The 18,182-nt window shown below is 53.6% G+C and carries 17 protein-coding genes; 8 read left to right on the forward strand and 9 right to left on the reverse strand.

Annotation, left to right across the window (positions count from 1 at the left end; genetic code table 11):
* Positions 1–91 precede the first annotated feature (91 nt).
* On the reverse strand, positions 92–1,561 hold the full coding sequence (locus tag ACO0LI_RS26685; protein WP_423036490.1) for a PLP-dependent aminotransferase family protein: 1,470 nt from the start codon (positions 1,559–1,561) through the stop codon (positions 92–94).
* A gap of 192 nt (positions 1,562–1,753) precedes the next feature.
* On the opposite strand from ACO0LI_RS26685, the gene ACO0LI_RS26690 reads away from it, so the two are divergent.
* Positions 1,754–2,068, forward strand: a complete 315-nt coding sequence (locus ACO0LI_RS26690) for a hypothetical protein (protein WP_423036492.1) — start codon at positions 1,754–1,756, stop codon at positions 2,066–2,068.
* 26 nt (positions 2,069–2,094) lie between these two features.
* Here ACO0LI_RS26690 and ACO0LI_RS26695 read toward each other — a convergent pair whose 3' ends face one another.
* Complete coding sequence (locus ACO0LI_RS26695; RefSeq protein WP_422979108.1) at positions 2,095–2,952, reverse strand: hypothetical protein; 858 nt, start codon at positions 2,950–2,952, stop codon at positions 2,095–2,097.
* 324 nt (positions 2,953–3,276) lie between these two features.
* Here ACO0LI_RS26695 and ACO0LI_RS26700 point away from each other — a divergent pair, with 324 nt between their 5' ends.
* Positions 3,277–5,037 (forward strand): DUF1800 domain-containing protein, encoded by a 1,761-nt coding sequence (locus ACO0LI_RS26700; protein WP_423036494.1) that lies wholly within the window; start codon positions 3,277–3,279, stop codon positions 5,035–5,037.
* Between the two features lie 51 nt (positions 5,038–5,088).
* The gene (locus ACO0LI_RS26705) at positions 5,089–6,489 is read left to right on the forward strand and encodes a DUF1501 domain-containing protein (RefSeq protein WP_423036496.1); all 1,401 of its coding nucleotides are present in this window, start codon (positions 5,089–5,091) and stop codon (positions 6,487–6,489) included.
* Between the two features lie 12 nt (positions 6,490–6,501).
* Here ACO0LI_RS26705 and ACO0LI_RS26710 read toward each other — a convergent pair whose 3' ends face one another.
* Both ACO0LI_RS26710 and ACO0LI_RS26715 read right to left on the reverse strand, forming a co-directional pair.
* Entirely contained in the window at positions 6,502–7,098 is a 597-nt protein-coding gene (locus ACO0LI_RS26710; protein WP_423036498.1) for a chromate transporter, read from the reverse strand.
* Complete coding sequence (locus ACO0LI_RS26715; RefSeq protein ID WP_422953928.1) at positions 7,098–7,664, reverse strand: chromate transporter; 567 nt, start codon at positions 7,662–7,664, stop codon at positions 7,098–7,100. Before ACO0LI_RS26715 ends, ACO0LI_RS26710 begins: the two co-directional genes overlap by 1 nt.
* Positions 7,665–7,896: 232 nt before the next feature.
* On the opposite strand from ACO0LI_RS26715, the gene ACO0LI_RS26720 reads away from it, so the two are divergent.
* Complete coding sequence (locus ACO0LI_RS26720; RefSeq protein ID WP_423036500.1) at positions 7,897–8,718, forward strand: DUF2314 domain-containing protein; 822 nt, start codon at positions 7,897–7,899, stop codon at positions 8,716–8,718.
* 25 nt (positions 8,719–8,743) lie between these two features.
* Here the strand turns inward: ACO0LI_RS26720 and ACO0LI_RS26725 are convergent, their stop codons facing one another.
* On the reverse strand, positions 8,744–9,235 hold the full coding sequence (locus ACO0LI_RS26725; RefSeq protein WP_423036502.1) for a phage regulatory CII family protein: 492 nt from the start codon (positions 9,233–9,235) through the stop codon (positions 8,744–8,746).
* A 116-nt stretch (positions 9,236–9,351) separates the two neighbouring features.
* Between ACO0LI_RS26725 and ACO0LI_RS26730 the strand changes: the two genes are divergently transcribed.
* From ACO0LI_RS26730 to ACO0LI_RS26740, 3 genes are all read left to right on the forward strand, one after another.
* Complete coding sequence (locus ACO0LI_RS26730; RefSeq protein ID WP_423036504.1) at positions 9,352–10,218, forward strand: hypothetical protein; 867 nt, start codon at positions 9,352–9,354, stop codon at positions 10,216–10,218.
* Between the two features lie 4 nt (positions 10,219–10,222).
* On the forward strand, positions 10,223–11,044 hold the full coding sequence (locus ACO0LI_RS26735) for a hypothetical protein (protein WP_423036506.1): 822 nt from the start codon (positions 10,223–10,225) through the stop codon (positions 11,042–11,044).
* 69 nt (positions 11,045–11,113) lie between these two features.
* On the forward strand, positions 11,114–11,884 hold the full coding sequence (locus ACO0LI_RS26740; protein WP_423036508.1) for a hypothetical protein: 771 nt from the start codon (positions 11,114–11,116) through the stop codon (positions 11,882–11,884).
* Here the strand turns inward: ACO0LI_RS26740 and ACO0LI_RS26745 are convergent.
* Complete coding sequence (locus ACO0LI_RS26745) at positions 11,881–12,792, reverse strand: methylglyoxal synthase (RefSeq protein ID WP_423036510.1); 912 nt, start codon at positions 12,790–12,792, stop codon at positions 11,881–11,883. The genes ACO0LI_RS26740 and ACO0LI_RS26745 overlap by 4 nt on opposite strands.
* 160 nt (positions 12,793–12,952) lie before the next feature.
* Here ACO0LI_RS26745 and ACO0LI_RS26750 point away from each other — a divergent pair, with 160 nt between their 5' ends.
* The gene (locus ACO0LI_RS26750) at positions 12,953–13,714 is read left to right on the forward strand and encodes a tetratricopeptide repeat protein (RefSeq protein WP_423036512.1); all 762 of its coding nucleotides are present in this window, start codon (positions 12,953–12,955) and stop codon (positions 13,712–13,714) included.
* A 100-nt stretch (positions 13,715–13,814) separates the two neighbouring features.
* On the opposite strand, the gene ACO0LI_RS26755 is transcribed toward ACO0LI_RS26750, so the two are convergent.
* The 3 genes from ACO0LI_RS26755 to ACO0LI_RS26765 all read right to left on the reverse strand — a co-directional run bounded on the left by ACO0LI_RS26755 (position 13,815) and on the right by ACO0LI_RS26765 (position 18,156).
* Entirely contained in the window at positions 13,815–16,211 is a 2,397-nt protein-coding gene (locus ACO0LI_RS26755) for a sensor domain-containing protein (RefSeq protein WP_423036514.1), read from the reverse strand.
* A complete protein-coding gene (locus tag ACO0LI_RS26760) occupies positions 16,208–17,491 on the reverse strand; it encodes an HD-GYP domain-containing protein (RefSeq protein ID WP_423036516.1) in 1,284 nt (427 codons plus the stop codon). Before ACO0LI_RS26760 ends, ACO0LI_RS26755 begins: the two co-directional genes overlap by 4 nt.
* Positions 17,492–17,688: 197 nt before the next feature.
* Positions 17,689–18,156, reverse strand: coding sequence for a YybH family protein (locus ACO0LI_RS26765; protein ID WP_422953937.1), 468 nt, complete (start codon positions 18,154–18,156; stop codon positions 17,689–17,691).
* Positions 18,157–18,182 lie beyond the last annotated feature (26 nt).

Genomic DNA, 18,182 nt, shown 5'->3' on the forward strand with positions numbered 1-18,182 from the left:
GCACGTTGAGGGATATTTTTTCCCTTCAGTGCACGCATTATGGAAAATCCCAGTGGCAGCCACAATTGTGGCTTTCCACAGTGACTAATTTTTATGCAGCAATATGTTGTCTTGATGCAGAAGAATGTGTTGCCTGATGCTGAATAATGCGACCCAGTAAACGCATTGCATCATCCAGATCCTGGGTATATGGCATGCCGCAATTGAGGCGTAGAAAATGATCAAAACGATTTGAATTGGAATACATCAAACCTGGCGAAACCAGGATACTCTCCTCTAGAGCGGCATCAAAAACAGCGCGGGAAGACGTGCCTGTCGGCATCTCCACCCACAAGGAAACACCACCGGCTGGCATGGTCACGCGCGTGCCTTCCGGGAAGTAAGTGGCTATCGCTTCAGCCATTTTTTCTCTTTGCACGGCGAGGCTGCTACGTAGTTTCCGCAGGTGCCTGTCATAAGCTGATGACAGCAAAAAAGTTGCTGTGACTATCTGTGACAATTCTTCGTTATAACGCGTGTGTGCATACTTCAGCATGTTCACCCGTTCTTGCCAGCGGCCTGCGAGTATCCAGCCTACGCGCATGCCGGGCGCGAGTATCTTGTGTACCGATGCGCAGTAAATCACGTTGCCGCTATGGTCCCATTGTTTGAGTGCAGTCGGGATTTTGTCGCCATCGGCGAGGGCGCTGTAGGAGTCATCTTCTATCAGCGGTATGCCTTGCTTTTCACACAGCGCCACCAGCTTTTGCTTGTGCTGGTCAGGCATCATGCTACCCAGCGGATTTTGCAAATGCGGCACCACCACGACTGCCTTGATATTGTCATAGGTCTGCATGGCCAGCTCCAGTGCTTCGACAGAAATGCCGGTGCTTGGGCTGGTCGGTATTTCCAGCGCCTTCATGCCCAGGCTTTCCAGTACTTGCAAGAGGCCGTAAAAAGTTGGCGATTCGACGGCGATGACATCGCCCGCTTGCGCCACCGCACGCAAGGCCAGGTTCAGGGCTTCAATACAGCCATTGGTGATGATGACCTGGTCAGCCGAGGTACTGATGCCAGAGTCGAGTGCGCGCTTGGCCAGTGCTGCCTTGAGTTCACGGTTGCCGCCCGGCGTAATTGCCTTGGTCAGCAGTTCAGGATAGCGGCGCAAGGTGCTGACAGTTAGGCTGCGTAATTGCTGGTGCGGGTACAGGGCAGGGCCACCGGTTGCCCGCGCCAGATTGCATTTCACCAGGCGCTGGCCCTGGGCGATGATTTCAGAGACTTTTTCATGAATGCCGACAAACTGTGCCGGGTCGATGATCTTGCCTATCGTCGGTTCCTGCGCCGGTATCAGGCGCACCCGCCGTGGCTGCCGCACAAAATAACCGGAACGCGGGCGCGCTTCCAGCCAGCCCTCGGTTTCCAGCTGGCGGCATAGCTGCAAGGCCGTCGATAGACTGACTCCATGCACATGCATGAGTTTGCGCACCGAAGGCATGCGGTCACCGAGCTTGAGCGTGCCGCAACGGATAGCATTCAGATAATGGTCGGCCAGTTGCCTGTAGAGAGGTAGGGTTTGCATAGCTTGACGATGTAAAGATGCTCAGGGCCTGCACAGATACAGTTCAGGGCTAACGATACAATAACAGATTATGAATTCGCTGTCTGATGCGATACAGATGTGTATTTTCTGTGTCTGTGCAGGTCCGCAGGCCAGGTCTATCCTGATGCCTGTATCCAAAGCTCTTTTTGGATCATTTTCAGGAGCATTACCATGCATAGCAATAGCATCAGGCAAGACCAGAGCATGCACTGCCTGTTAGCAGCAGGCAGCACCTTATATGTGAAGACAGGGAAACTGCGTTTAATCGCCTGGCCGCAATTTGTCGAGGGGCTGGCATGGCAGGCCGATACGGTATTGGACACAGGCAGTGTGTATCAGGTACCAAATGATGGCTGGGTGGAATTGCGGGCGTTGCAGGCTAGCGATGTCCTGCTGCAAAAACCAGAGCCTGCATACTGGCGGCACGCGCTGGTACAGGCCTGGCAATCATTACGGGCGGGCTGGCGTGGTCACCAGCCGCACTAGGGAAAATTAAGAGAAATTAAGGAAAATTAAGGGAAAAACTCTTTCAGCAAGAAGTTTTCCAGCTCGGCAGAATCTTCTGGCCGGGCTGACTTGACGATCACGCGGCCCAGCCGGCGGGATTCCCAGTTGAAGTCGCCCTTGTATTCCATACGTATGATTTCTATCATGCGGCGCACTACTGCCAGGCGTACGTCACCACCAAGACCGGCATCGACTTCAAAGGACTGCTTGCCATTCGAAGCAATGACACGGGTGTTCCAGCCACGGAAAGTGAAGCTGGCTACCCGCGTGCCTACTGTCCCCAGTTCAAACACACCGCTGCCACCACCACGGTTGGCTGCTTGCTGCATGCTGCGTTTGACATTGGCTTCGGCCACTTCCTGTGGGGTCATGCCGCGGCCTGCCTGACGCGCACCTTCATTTTCCTGGGCGGCGGCCTGTTCTGCCGGGCGGCGGCGTTCACGTGCAGCATTGGCCAGGGCCATCATGTCCATTTCTGGCGGGGTCTCTTTGGCTTGTGGCGGCGGCGGTTGTGCTATTGGCGAGTCTGTGACTGGCGGTGGCGGTATCTTGGGTCGGGTGATTGCGTTTTTGGATGGTGGCACCCGCACCGGCTTAGATTCAGCCTTTTGCTTTTGTGGCGCAGTCGCCTGTTTGGGGGCTTTGGCTACCTTGTCCATGATAAAGACCATGGGTTCACTGGAGCCAGCCTTGTCGAGTTTCTTCTTGAGCACATTCATGTGCAGCAGGAAGTACAGCAAGAGCCCGTGGACCAGCAAAGCCAGCAAGATGCCGAACATATTCGCAGGGCGAAACCGGATATGCAAATGAATCTCGCCCGGCAGGGCAACTTCATCCTCAGGCGCTTCTATGCTCAACTTCATGGACTATATGAACCGGTGTGCAGAATTTCAAGGTGGCAAGGATACCTCAAACTATGTCTCTCCCTGTAACAAAGATTGTCTGTCGCTGAATCGGCAAACCGGCGCATGCTGATAAAAAACGAAAGTGTAACAAATGACGCGCCCGGTTTTTGAATCTTTAATGCTATTTACATTTGCAAGTAACAAACTATATAGAAAATTAGCCTAACTCCTGACAACTGCTTACAAATGGGTAATAAGTAATTTACATGCCTGTTCTAGTCTGCATTCTGGGTAGCAAGAATGAATAATGTAGGCCCACCTACCAATACAGGGAGACAGAACATGGAAGAGCAGCTAATCGCCGCGGATATGAATACTCAGACCGTAGCGGATCAGAATACGTTCAATCAACAGGCAGAATTGAAGGCAGCGGCGCTGCTGGCATCGACGGCCTTGCTGGCCGCGTGCGGTGGTGGCGCTTCCACGGCGCAAAATGACACTGGTGGCAATAATACAGCCATGGCTGCACCACCGGCAGCACCAGCGCCAGATTCCAGTGCTGCAGCAATTACCGCCAGCGAGGCTGCGCGCTTCCTGGCTCAGGCCAGCATGGGTGCCAGCCGTGCCCAGATCGCCAGGGTACAAAGCCTGGGTTACGCAGGCTGGATAGATGAGCAACTGAGCTTGCCTGGTAATGGCACGCGCTGGGATTGGCTAGTGTCCAAGGGTTTTAACGATATCAGCTACCGCAACAGTCAGGCAGGTTTTGATTCCACCGCCTGGCGCAAATTGATCAGCTCGCCCGATACTCTGCGCCAGCGCTTCACTCTGGCCTTGTCAGAAATTATCGTGGTTTCCATCGATGGCCTCATCGGTGGTGGCTGGAAGGCATTTGCTGCAGCGGCCTGGCTGGACATGCTGGAAGCAAATTGTTTTGGCAATTACCGCGGCTTGCTGCAAATGGTCTCGACCAGCCCTGCCATGGGGCAATACCTGACCTTCCGTGGCAATGCCAAATACAATGCGCAAACCGGTGCCATGCCGGATGAAAACTATGCGCGTGAACTGATGCAATTGTTCAGCATAGGTTTGCTGGAACTCAAACTCAATGGCACGCCGCGCCAGCAAGATGGCAAGAATATAGAAACCTATGACCTGACCGACATCACAGGCCTTGCGCGCATTTTTACCGGCTGGGATTTTGACCTTGCCGGCGGCAAGGCCGACAAGCCTGACTTTTTGCACAGGCCCATGACACAGGTACCGATCAGGCATGAGACCGGTGCCTCCACTTTTCTTGATAAAACCGTAGGCGAAGGGCTTAATGGAGCCGATGCACTGAGTGCCGCACTCGACATCATTTTTGCCCATGACAATGTGGCACCCTTCATCAGCCGCCAGCTCATACAAAGACTGGTGACCAGCAATCCCTCAAGTGGCTATGTCTCCAGAGTTGCTACGGTATTCAATGATGATGGCAGCGGTACGGCCAGCAAGAAAGGCAATCTGAAGGCCGTATTGAAAGCCATCTTGCTCGATGACGAGGCGCGCAAGCCAGCTAATCTCAGTGACCCGCAGTTTGGCAAATTGCGTGAACCCATGCTGCGTTTCCTGGCCTGGGCGCGTGCCTACAATGTCACGGCAACCAATGATATCTGGAACCTGGGTAACACCAGTGATCCTGCTACCAGGCTGGGGCAAAGCCCCTTGCGTTCACCATCGGTGTTCAATTACTTCCGCCCCGGTTATGTGCCGCCCAATACTGCTATAGCAGCAGCCAGCCTGGTCGCGCCCGAGTTACAGATCACCAATGAATCTTCAGTCGTTGGCTATGTAAATTACATGCAGCGCGCTATCAGCAGCGGCATCAGTGATCTCGTGCCTGATTACAGCAGCCTGACGCCGCTGGCAGATACCGCGCCCGCCCTGCTTGATGAAATCAACCTGGTGCTGGCAGCCGGGCAGTTAAGTGCGGCGACTTTGCAAAACCTCAGCACGGCTGTCGATAGCATGCCGCGTGGTACAGATACCCGCCGCAAACAAAGAATCTATGCGGCACTGACTCTGGTGCTGGCTGCTCCCGAATTCATCGTTCTCAAATGAGCGCACTTGCGCGCCAATAATAATTTGCTGCCATCACTACAGGAAAGCATCATGAAAAATTCAAATACGATGAATGCCTCACGCCGCGCATTCTTGCAACGTGCTTCTGCACTCTCCATCGCCGGTGTCGCCACACCCTGGGCGTTGAATCTCGCTGCCATGGCCGAAGCCTCAGCCGCCACGGCTGACGATTACAAAGCCATCGTCTGTGTATTTTTATATGGCGGTAATGATTACGCCAATACGCTCGTGCCTTACGACAGCGCCAACTACGCCGCTTATTCGCGTCTGCGCCCGACGCTGGCCTATGGACGCGACAAACTTGATGCAACAGCCTTGCAGGGTGTGAATGTGCCGGTCGATAGAAACGGTGTCAGTCACCAGTATGCGCTGGCACCTGAGCTGGCACCGCTGCTGCCCATCTTCAATACAGGCAAGATGGGTATCATGCTCAATGTCGGCACCCTGATACGGCCTACTACCAAGCTGGAATATACGAACAAGACCGCGATGTTGCCGCCCAAGCTGTTTTCGCATAATGACCAGCAATCGGTATGGCAATCATCTGCAGCCGAAGGGGCAACATCGGGCTGGGGCGGGCGCATGGGTGACCGCTTTGTGGCGGGCAATGGCAATGCGACTTTCACATGCGTGAATGTCTCCGGCAATGCAATTTACTTGTCTGGCAATACTGCCGTGCAATACCAGGTTTCGACCAATGGTTCCGTGCCACTTGCAGGTTTGCAGGCGCCGCTGTTTGGTTCTGCCGCCTGTTCCACGGCTTTGCAAAATCTGGTCACGCAGGCCCGCACGCATTTGTTTGAAAATGAATATACCCGCGTCAGCAAACGCTCGATAGATGCCAATGATGTCCTGACCGGAGCATTGGCGGTAGCACCAGCAATCAACACGCCATTTAATGAAGACAACAACCTGGCCATGCAATTGAAGATGGTGGCACGCATGATTTCCTGTGCCGGTGCGCTGGGTGCAAAACGCCAGGTATTCTTTGTTTCCATGGGTGGTTTTGATACCCATGATGGCCTGGTCAGCACCCATCCGGGCTTGCTGGCCAGTGTTGCTGAAGCTCTCAATTCATTTTATGAAGCGACCAAGGAATTGAAGGTCGATAGCAAGGTCACCAGCTTCACTGCTTCCGATTTTGGCCGCACCCTGACCGGTAATAATGATGGCTCTGACCATGGCTGGGGCAGCATGCATTTCATGCTTGGTGGTGCAGTCAACGGCAAGCGTTATTACGGTACCGCACCGCTGGTGGCGACCGATAGTGATGACGATGTAGGTCAGGGACGTCTGTTGCCGACCACCTCGGTCGATCAATATGCCGCCACGCTGGGCAAATGGCTGGGTGTATCAGATACGGACATGCTGGATTTGCTGCCCAACCTCAAGTATTACGATGCGAGCCAGCGTTATCTTGGATTTGTCTGACTGTTTTTGTCTTCAGATCAGGCCAAACCAGCCCAGTGCAGCACCACCCGCCAGCAGCCATAGCAAATGCAGGCGGGTGCGCCAGACCACGACGGTGCAGACCACGGTCATCAGCCATAAAGGCCAGTCCCTGCTGGCCTGGTCATGCGATGCTGCCATGATCCAGCCAGTAGCAAGCAAGAGGCCGATGACTATCGGTGCCATGCCCAGCTTGAAGGCGCGCACGCTGCGTAATTCACGGTTGGCATGACCCCAGCTTGCTGCGACATAAGTCAGGGTGGTGCTAGGTAAAAGTATGCCTGTCATGGCGACGAAAACACCTATCAATGCTGTCCACATGCCACCGGCGTTCATGCCCACATTCCAGCCCATCAGGGCGATGAACAAGACATTCGGGCCGGGTGCAGCCTGGGCAATCGACACCGAGGCATTGAATTGTGCGTCGCTAAGCCAGCCCTGTTGCGTGACCAGGTAACGGTGCATGTCAGGCAGGGTGGAAATCGCCCCGCCTATCGACAACAGCGACAGCATCATGTAATGCAGGAACAACTGCAACCAGTCATGCCAGTTCATCGTGATGTGCAGGGCACCATGCAGGGTATCAGGCATTATTTCAGCCTCCGGTAAACCAGTGCGCAGGTGATGGTGCCGAGGGTGAACAAGACATAGGCCAGCGGCAGGCGCAAGAGAGCGATGCCGGCAAAACACAGTGCGCTGAAAACCAGCGCAGTAAGTCTGCCAACAGGATTATTTTTGAGCGCCGGTACCAGCTTGAGCGCTGTCGCAATGATCAGGCCGGCAGTCACCGCACTCATGCCACGTAGCGCACCGACTACCTGAGGATATTGTGAAAATTGCGCATACACCACCGCCAGCATCACGACGATCAGCAAGGGCACTGACAACATGCCAGCCAGCGCTGTCATGGCACCGGCAAAACCGAAATGGCGATGGCCTATCATCAGCGACAGATTCACGACATTCGGCCCCGGCAAAATCTGTGCAACAGCCCAGTCTTCGACGAATTCTTCCATCGTCATCCAGCGTTTCTTTTCCACGAGTTCGCGCTGTACAACCGCGAGTACGCCACCAAATCCTTGCAATGCCAATAAGGTAAATGAAATATACAAATCCGCAAGGGAGGTAGGTCGCTGGCTGGCAAGTTCTGTGGACATGATGATGGCAGCCTGGCGGCTTGGCATAGGGCAGGCTTACATTGTAAAGCAGGAGTGAAAATGCTGCTGGGCAAATATTTCATCTATTCAAATTTCCGTAGATGTCGCCATGCCCAGTGAAGCACCTGATGCATAAAAAGTAAGGACTTGTATCAATTGAAACGAAGTCATGCACTTGCTTATTTGTCAGTCAACTTTGCGCTACAGTGTTTTTATTTTACTGGTCAATATCATGAGCGAAGACAAGATAGTCATGTATGAAGGTGCCAGCCCGGCGATGCAGGCGGCAGCCGAACAGGCGCGCAAGACTTTCAAGTATTTCTGGCGCGAGCTGTCATGGGAGTACCGACGCATTATTCCCGGACTAGGCCTGGCTGCGGTCAAGGTCGCGTTTGCGACTGACCCGGGTAGTGAAGGGCCAGAAGTCGAGCACATGTGGATTAATGAAATACAGTTTGATGGCGACACCGTCTCAGGTGTCTTGTTGAACAATCCGCAATGGCTGGACAGCATTAGCGCTGGCGATCCTGTCAGTGTCCCGCTGGCGGAGATCGGTGACTGGATGTACACCATCAACGGTAAAGTATATGGTGGCTACAGTATTGACGTCATGCGCAGCGACATGTCAAAAGCCGAACGCGATGATCATGACCAGGCCTGGGGCCTGGATTTTGGCAAGCCTGGTGAAGTCATGATCGTGCCCGCCGCTACGCAAGAAAAACAGGGCTTTTTATCTGGCCTGTTTGGTAAAAAAGAGCAGCCGATTATTCTCAACACAGCAGACTTGCCTGAACATCCCATGAGTGAAAACATGGCTGAGAAAATGGACCAGGGTTTGCGGGATGAACCAACGTTTACCCGCAGCGTCGATGCTGATGGCTGGACCCTGCTGCAGAGAGACGCACTGGCAGGTAATCTCGCACCGGTGAGTTTGCTGGTCAAACATGGTGCCGATCCCGGCGCGCTCAATCCCAAAGGCGAATCTGCACTGGATCTGGCACGCAAGATGGGCTGGCCGCGGATAGTTGCCTTGCTTGAAAAGAAATTCCATTAAGCGTTTTTTCAAACACAAGAAAAAATCACGATTCTTTTTGCTTATGGTGTGCGCGTATGCGCGCACGCCATTCACCCAGCACGGTCAGTGCACTCTGAAATTCTTTTTCTATCAGGTCGGCTTCTGCATCCGTAATCACACCATCGATCAAGGCAGTTGATACTGCCTCTGCCACATCGCCAACGCGGCTCATGACGCGGCAGACTGTTTGCGACAAATCATCTTCACTGACCTGGTCAGGCTCAGGTATCACAAATGCTGCCATGCCATGACGGCTTAACAGCGCATGTAGTGGCAGATGGGCATCTTTGACGCCCGCGTCATGACAGAGTTCAACGATCAGCGAGAGTTCTTCAAACGAAGGGTAGTGTGACTCTATGCCCGGTGCCAGCTTGTTGCGCAAGACATTCACCGAGACTTCCATGCGGCCCGCCAGGGCTTCCAGGCCACCAGGATAGGCGCGCGCAATCTTGTATAAGGCGTCGTGCTGGTTCATGTCTGAATATTTTCGTGTCATGGTGAATTCCCTAATTTATTACCGATGATCTTTGTGTTTTTGCTCACTATGATGACATCCATCAAGCGTTGAGGGATTGTACAGATAGCTTAACCATATTTCTATAGATGAGAACCATGAACAGTTTTAATAACAAATTAATAGCAATCATGCTGGCGCTGGTCTTGCCACTCTCGGCCAGCCTTGCACATGCTGCCGGGCGTTCATCCGGGTCTTCTGGCGGTTTTCGTGGTGGCTTCTCTTCGCAAAGAAGCGTCAGTAAGCCTGCGCCATCGGCACCCTCAAAGACAGGATTTGGCAGCTTCAATACCAGCAAGCCTGCGTATGCAAGCAAGAAGTCTGATTCTGCACTGAACCGTGACCTGGAAAAAAATCAGGCACAGGCGAATGCGCAAAAGAGCATGGATGCACGCCAGCAGACAGCGCAGCAAAGCCAGCGGGGCTTTGGCAATAGTGTCCGTGGCAACAATGGTGTTAATAACAGCGGCAATCAACAGGCTGCCAATCAGTCTACATATGCAACACCACCTGTGACGCAAACTGCACCGGTCATGATGCAGCCGCAGGTAGCGCAGAGAGGCAGTGGCATTTTGCCTGCCGTTGTCGGTGGCGTGATACTGGGGAGTGTGATGAGCCACCCTCAGGCAGCAGAAAACCGTCAGTCCCAGCAACTGGAACCGATTGCCAATGTCGGGACAGGCAGTAGCAAGGATGAGGTCGCCAGCAGCGCTGCCGCAGTGGGTGACAAGACACCTGCACTGAGCAGTTCAGATGCAGAAAGCGCAGCGGCAACAGTAACAGCGACAGCGACCAAAGTGGCCCAGGAGAACGGTGATTTTAAATTGCTGCGCACCGTTCTCGTCATCTTGCTGTTCGCTGCGCTGGCCTGGGCAGGCTGGCAATTCCTGCTCAGCAGACGCAACAGGCGCAATAAGCGCAATAAGCAAGACAGTGCAGTTCATTACAGTTTAGGAGGAAATTAATACCATGGCCTGGAAAGATGCATATCAGTATGTAGGCAAGCTGTTCAACAAACACGACAAGGATGAACTGGTCGCAGATGACATGCATGCAGAGAGTGGCAGGCAGGATGCTTCCCTGCCACTGGGTGCGCGTATAGGCAGTGTCGTCAATTTGCAAAAGACACCGTTGATACGTGCCATCAGCCAGGGTTCGTTGATAGCGATGCCGGATGACGCCGAGACCCGCATCGTCGCCATCAGCCGTGTGCAACTGCCGATCAGCGGCAAGATGTACCGCTATTACCTGAACCGCGACGCCGATGGTAACAATGGCGGCGAGAAATTCCTGCAGCTGTATTGCGATGCCAGCGGTGAATTGCAAGAGCTTTTGTATTGCAGCCACCTGACCCGGCTGATACCAGAAACCGTCGAAGACCAGCAATCCTTCCTCGGTGAAAACGGTGCCGGCCTGGGTGACCGCAACTACAGCCTGTGGCGCGAGCAATTGGCGGGCATAGGCTGGGACGAGGCCAGTCTCGACAATGTATTTGCTGATGCTGACAGTCTGCAATATGAACGCGATGCCGGTGACCCGGCGCAGGAATTCGTTGCTCCTTTTAAAGGTGTCGAAACCCGCATCGATGATGCAGCAGGCAAGCTCGGTTTGCAACAGGACGTGGTCTTCATGCCTTACCGCAGGAGTTTGAGTGAGGCTGGTGAGCAGTCCGAATTACTGCTGATCAGCACTGAGATTTTACGCAGCAGGGATGGCAGCAGCAAGCGCGACATCCATGTTGATTTTATGATTGCCCTACCCCTGGAGGCGGAAAGGCTGCTGGTGCAATAGCACCGTTTTGATGTAGTACCCGTAATACTGTATTTGACCATTACCGCATCACACACTGAGAGGATTACCATGAGCAATATGAATGGCTGGGGCCTGACCGCACGTTTGATTTCCAAACACTTTGGCGCACTCGGCGACAAGATATCTGAGGCGATCGCCAATTTTGATCCAGAGACAGCGACCGAAGCTGACCGTGACCGCCTGGCAGCCGCCCTGCGTGATACGGCACAAAAACTGGCCGCGGCCCGTGCTTCTTTCGACAAGGAACATAATGATGTGGTGCGCCTGCGTGAGCTGATTGCGAACGATGAAAAAGCCTCGGCAACACTGGCAGATCGTCTTGCTGCAGGCAAGATTTCTGAAGCAACGGTCAGCCTGTTCTGTGATGAGCTTGAAGCCAACAAGGCACGTCTGCCACTGGAAATTCAGGAAGAAGCAGATGCCAGAGAATACATGGATGAATTGCAGAAGATCGTCGATGCCTTCTCCAAACAACTGGCAGACTTTGATGCTGCTGCGAAAAAAGCCCTGCAAAGCCTGGCTGCGGCCAAGGCACAGAAAGACTTGCAGCAACTGCGCATGGACAGACAGGAGCAACTCAGCAGCCTGTCCAGCATGGCCAGCCATTCAAGTGCCTTGAATGCCCTGACCCGCCGTGCGCAGACAGTCAGTAACGAAGCAGCAGGTTTGCGCATCGTTGCCGATATCGGGCAAAAACCGCTGGACCAGGCGGCAGAGATTGACGCCATCCGCAAATCGGTGGCGCAGGCAGATACTGCAGGTGAGAGTACGCTGGAAAGACTCAAGCGTCTGTCCAGCCAGACCGCAACAGCGGCCTAAGCCTGTCTGCTGACCCTTTGGGTCAGCAGGGTCAGCCAGCGGTCTGCACCAGTGACTTCACTGATGACTTGCGAAAAGTCACAGACGGTGCGGGCCGCTCTTTCAAGTAACTGTATGTCGGCTTCATGCTGGCGTGCCACATGCGGGTCTTCAAGGAACAGGATGCGGCGTATCTGCCGGTCGAGCACCAGCTCTGCCAGTTGCGCATCCCCACCGAGGGGGCCGGAAAGATAAGGGGTGACCCAGTTCTTTCCAGCCTCTTCTCCCTTGATTCTTTGTGCCAGCTTGTTCAGCAGGCCACCGGTGGTGCCGGTTGCATAGCGGTGACCAAAGCTGTCGAGCAGCGCAAAGTGTTTCTCTGCCATGAGCAGCATGCTGTCCTTCATCGCATCATGGGCGATCAGGGCGATACCTTCATTTTGTAATTCAAAAGTCGGGTTCAGTTTGTGGTCTGTTGCTGCACCGCTTGCCGTGGCTTCGAGTTCCAGCCATTCTCTGGCGCTGGCCAGCGTCGCCAAAAAAGGTTTACGGTGTATCACGCACTGACGCTTGAGTGCATGGGCTTCCGGGAAAACCGAAGAAGGATCGACCGGATCTATCAGGTAAATCACCGCATCCACCGCCCTGGCCGGGTCTTTATCGACCACCCTTGATACCAGTTTCATGAGCCCACCTTCACGGCCATAGGGAAAACGCTCGACCGCAGGGCAGCTTTCTAGCAGGCCATGTGAAATAATGGCGTCCAGAGTACGCCCGACGATGACCAGCTCAGCCTGCAGATGTCTTAGCGCTGGTCCGCCACCATGTAGTAGCTGCACCAGTGCAGAATTCGGGGCGTCCTGGTGAGATCGGTTGGCAATCAATCCTATGCGTAGCTTTTTTGCTGAGGTCACGGCATCTGCTTTCATGGCTGGTGGGGAAACTGTCTGTCCCTGTAGTTTACTCTCAGAGTGGCTGCACTTGCTGACTGGTGGCTACATTTTGTTACCTAATCCAACAGTCGAGACACACGCAAAAGGCAGGATAGGCGTAGCATTCTGTACATGAAGTAAAACAGGTGAGGATAAAATGAAAAAATGGCGGCATCTGCTGATGGTGCTCATGATCATGACGACCTGTGCCTCGGCTTTGGGTGACGATGATTTTGATGATGAAATGCAAGTCCGGCGCTGGGCCCTGCTAGGGGACACGCAGGCACAGAATATGTTGGGCTTGCTCTACCTTGAGCCTAGTGAGAACCTGCAAAATCCTCAGGAAGCAGCTTACTGGCTGGAACAGGCAGCCGACCAGGGACATGCCGGTGCCCAGGCTAACCTCGGTGTCATGTACCTGACAGGCGAGGGTGTCGACACTGATGAAGGCCAGGCCTTCCGCCTGTTCCGCCGCGCTGCCCTGCAAGGTCTGACTTCTGCCCAACTGGCCCTGGGCTATATGTATGCCAACGGCAAGGGCGTGGAAGAAAATCCCGAAGAAGCGGTATTCTGGTATCAACAGGCTGCTCATCAAGGTAATGCCAGTGCCCAGCATTACCTGGCGCTGGCCTTGCAGGATGGTACCGGGATAGAAAAAAATGTTGCCCAGGCTGCTCACTGGGAAACGCTGGCTGCTGACCAGGGTTTATCAAGTGCCCAGTTTCAAATGGGTTTGCGCTACCTGCATGGCGACGGTGTAGATCGTGATACGGTGACAGGCTACCGTTATCTGCTCAAAGCCAGTGTCAAGGTTGGCAGCATGGCGATGGATAGCCGCGAACTGGTCAGCAATGACCTGACCAGCGAACAGATTGCAGAGATTCGCGATGATTCGCGTTACTGGAAAACGCATCTTTGATTTGCCCTGATGCTCAAATGAATAAATGAAAAAATGCCGCTCATTTTTTAGCGGCATTTTTTTATGTGTCCGGCAATTTAGCTTATTTTCAGCGCAAATCTCAGCGCAGATAACGCTGCTCAAATTCTTCTGCCGACATCGCTTGGGCAAACAGATAGCCCTGCATTTCTTCGCATTGCAGTTGCTGCAGAAAATCCCTTTGCATCTGAGTTTCGACGCCTTCGGCAATCACCCGTAATTTCAGGGCATGGGCCAGGCTGATGATGGCGGTGACTATTGCGATATCGCTTTCATTGCCGGGCAAGTCATTGATGAATGAGCGGTCTATCTTGAGTTTGTAGATAGGGAAGCGTTTCAGGTAACTGAGGCTGGAATAACCGGTACCAAAATCATCAATCGCCAGCTTGACGCCGAGGGCTGCCAGGGCTTCCAGTTTTCTCAGGGCATCTTCTGCATCCTTGATGAGTATCGACTCTGTCAATTCCAGTTCTATGCAATGTGGCTGCAAGTCATGTTCAAGCAAGGCTGCGGCAATGCTGTCAACAAAATTGGCCTGCTGGAATTGCAGTGCCGAGACATTGATCGCCACCCGCATGGACTGGCCGTCACGGTTCCATAAGGCGGCCTGCCGTATCGCTGTTTGCAGGACCCAGTTACCTATGGGGACAATGACGCCCGATTCTTCTGCCACCGGTATGAATTGTGAAGGACTGACTTCGCCCAGGTCTTTGTCCGTCCAGCGCAATAAGGCTTCGACACCCAGCAACTTGCCGGTAGCCAGCTCTATCTGAGGCTGGTAATGCAAGCGGAATAACTCATGTTCCAGTGCCTGCCGCATGGCATGGTCGAGCTTCATGCGTGACAACAGACCGATATTCATCTGGCGCTGGTAAAAACGGAAGTCTGAACGCCCGCGTTCCTTGACGTGGTACATGGCACTGTCGGCATTCTTGATGAGGTCAGCCATGCTTTGTCCGTCTGCCGGATAAAGCGCAATGCCTATGCTGGCCGTCACAGTGAAATTCATGCCATCCAGTGAAAACGGTGCGGACAATTCTTCCAATACTCGCCTGGCACAAATCTCTGCGCCTTCGGCATCTGCTTCATGCAGGAGCAAGACAAATTCATCGCCGCCCAGTCGCGAGGCAGTATCCACCTGGCGTATGCATTTCTTCAACCGTTCTGTGACTTGCAATAGCACCCGGTCACCAAAGGGGTGGCCGAGGGCATCGTTGATTTGCTTGAAATGATCAAGGTCGAGAAATAGCAGGGCAAAGGTCGAATGATTGCGGCTGGAAATCGTGATCGCCTGGCGTATGCGTTCATCCAGCAAAAGTCGGTTGGGCAAGCCTGTCAGCACGTCTGTGAAAGCCAGTTCCTCTATCTTCTGTTTTGCCGTATGGGTTTCGGTCCTGTCCTTGAAAAAACCTATGTAGTGCAAAGCACCACCTTGGGCATCGGCGACCTTGACCAGCGAAATCATGCACAGATAAGCATGACCATTCTTGCGGCGGTTCCACAATTCACCTTCCCAGAAACCCAGGTTTTCCAGCTCATTGAGCAGGTTCTCCACCTGGGTGGCATTGCCTTCCATGGAAAAAAATTCTCTGGGAGTCTTGCCCAGCATTTCCTGTTCGGTATAACTGCTGAGACGTTCGAAACTGGGGTTGGTGGTGACTATCTTTTGTTCTGCATCGGTAATGAAAATCGCATCGGTACTCGATTCAAATACCTTGGCGGCCAGGCGCAGGCGTGCCTCATCTGCCAGGCGCTGCGTGATATCGCGGTAAGAATAAACCCGGCCTATCGGGCGTCCCCGTGCATACTGCGGCAGCGTCACTCTCTCGAGTATCTTGCCAGAGCGCAGGGTCAGTACATCGGTGGCTTCCATCAACGGCGAGCGGGTGATGGTACCCAGTCTTTCTTCATACTGGCGGGCATCAAGCATGCTCTTGTCCATCCAGGCATAGATGGCTTTGTCATCACGCTGTGTCATCAACCCGTCTGGCAAGCCCCATAGTTCAGCGAACAAATGGTTGTAACTGCGTATCGCACCATCAAGATCGGTGACCAGTATGCCGTCTGCCGTGGATTCCAGTGTGGCGCGCAGTTCGGCGATCAATTTTTCAAGCTCGTTCTCGACCTGGCGCTGACTGGAATGGTCATTGATGGCGACCACATAGACTGAGCTGTCCAGCCCCATTCTGAGCAGGGTTACCCGCCTTTCTATCTGGACTATGCTGCCATCAGCACGTTTCAGCAAGGTTTCGGAATGGATGTTTTCTGATAAACCTGCCGCCACATCTTCCCAGAAGAATACATCTTCAGGTGCCGCCGCCAGATCAACGATGCCCTTGCCAAATAGGCTGCCGGGCGGGACTTGCAGCAAGTGATGAATAGACTTATTGGCCGCGACTATACGTAGCTGTATGGGATCGACCAGTATCACCGCTTCCAGCAAGCCTTCTATCAGTGATTGCCAGGGATGGGCTTTCATGCGGCTGCCCCATCTTCGGTACGCGTTTCGGCCTCCAGCCCGCGTTCAAAGAAATAGCATAGGCGTTTGCGTGGCGACAAATAATCATAAGCCGCCTTCGGCAGTTGCAGCGGCTTTAAGCTGCGGTGTATGCACAATGTGCTTTCATGTTCCAGATTGATGACCAGTGCTTCGTCACGAGGTATGGCCGAATTGTGGATGACTACCTTGGGTTTGATGGGCCGCGCAGAATTGACAGAAACCACCATCGCATAACGTTCATCGGTCAATTGCACGACTGAGCCCGGCGGATAAATACCCATCATGCGGATAAAGGCGGTCAGGGTGGGGGCATGAAAGCGTGGCTTGTGCTGGGTAAAAATTTGCGACAGGGCCTCGTGCGGCGTGACTGCAAATGCCGGGTTGGCCGGATTACACAGATTATCGTAATGATTGACCAGGGCAACGATGCGGCTGATCGGGCTCAGCTTGTCACCCTGTACCTTGCTGGGGTAGCCCGTGCCATCGGCATGCTCATGATGCTGGGCGATGGCCAGCATGACATTCGCCGACAAGCCCATCTTGCGCGCCATTGCCAGACTATGCAGTACGTGTTCATGATACAGCTCACGCTCGGCATGATTGAAATGCTCATCCTGCCAGCGCAGGCGGTCTGGCAATTCCATCTTGCCTATGTCATGCAGGATGGTGGCGACACCCAGGTCCAGCATCTCTGCCTTGCTCAAATGCAGCGCCCTGCCCAGCAAGAGTGAGATGACGGTCACATTGATCGAATGCAGTGAAGTTTTTTCACCGGCTTTTTCTGACAGCAGGCGTATCGCTGCTTCATCTTCACCGAGTATCTGGCCCAAGAAACCTTGTATCAATTGTTCGGCCAGTTCTTTGGCCTGGGAAGGCTGGGAATGGAGCAGATCCGTGACCTGCTTGAAGGTTTGTGCCGCGTGGGCAAACTGGCGCTCACAGACTTGCAGGCTGGCTTGCTGGCTGGCCAGCAATTCTCTTCTTTGCCGGGCAGCAAAGGCCGCAGGACTTTCAGTGGCCTTGATTTCCTGTTGGGCGGGCTGTTGTTCGGCAGTGCTGCTGGTTTCCGGCGTGCTTTTATCCGGCGCATAGCGTATACGCTCCAGACCCAGCGAACGTATGGTATCGATTTGCGACTGATTGCTGATCTTGAAATTAGAAACCGGGAAGGGATGGTCCATCCAGCCCACGTCCAAATAGACAAACATGCCTATGCGCAGTTGGCCAAGCTCAATAAACTGTGTATGAATATCAGTCATGACACCGGTGTCCGGAAATGTGACGCTTGAGCTCGGTTTTTAGCGTAGCTACTGCTGGCAGCGCGATGTGTTACGCGCAGCTTTATTCTGCATGTTACATCAGCTTTTTGTGTGTCTGTCTACAATTCCGGGGTGAATGTGGGTTTTATGCTCAAATTGTGCTGGTTCTGATGCAAAACAGGGATTTTTTGCCTTATTCAAGGCTTGGCACACTCACAGACGTCATTTCCCTTATCGAAAATGATACGCCAGACCCCCGGGCTTTCTTGCCGCCATATTGAAGTAAAGGTTGCCACCAGTTTGCCTTGCGGGTCACGCACCGGTCCACTGCTGAGTGCCAGCTTGCCCGATTCCAGCACTTCTACTGTTTCCGGTGCCCATGAAAAAGGGGCGGCAGCACCTTCATAAAAGCGTTTCCAGGCCGTTGCCACTTCCTGTTTGCCGTGCAAGACTTTTTTGGTCGAAAAAAAGATGGTTTCATCCGCCAGGAATTCAGTAAAAGCCTTGTGGTCACGCACTTCCATGGTCCTGGCGAAGGCGGCTTCAGTTTGCATGACTTGTTTGACCAGAGTGGCATTGTCATCAGCGGCATGTGCATGCAGGCTGATGATCATGCCAGCTAGCATGCAGGCGGCCAGCAGCAGGCGTGAGTAAATGGCAGTCATAAGAAACCCCTTCAGATAGACATCAG

The organism is Undibacterium sp. Tian12W, from assembly GCF_049339405.1.
Lineage (GTDB): Bacteria > Pseudomonadota > Gammaproteobacteria > Burkholderiales > Burkholderiaceae_D > Undibacterium.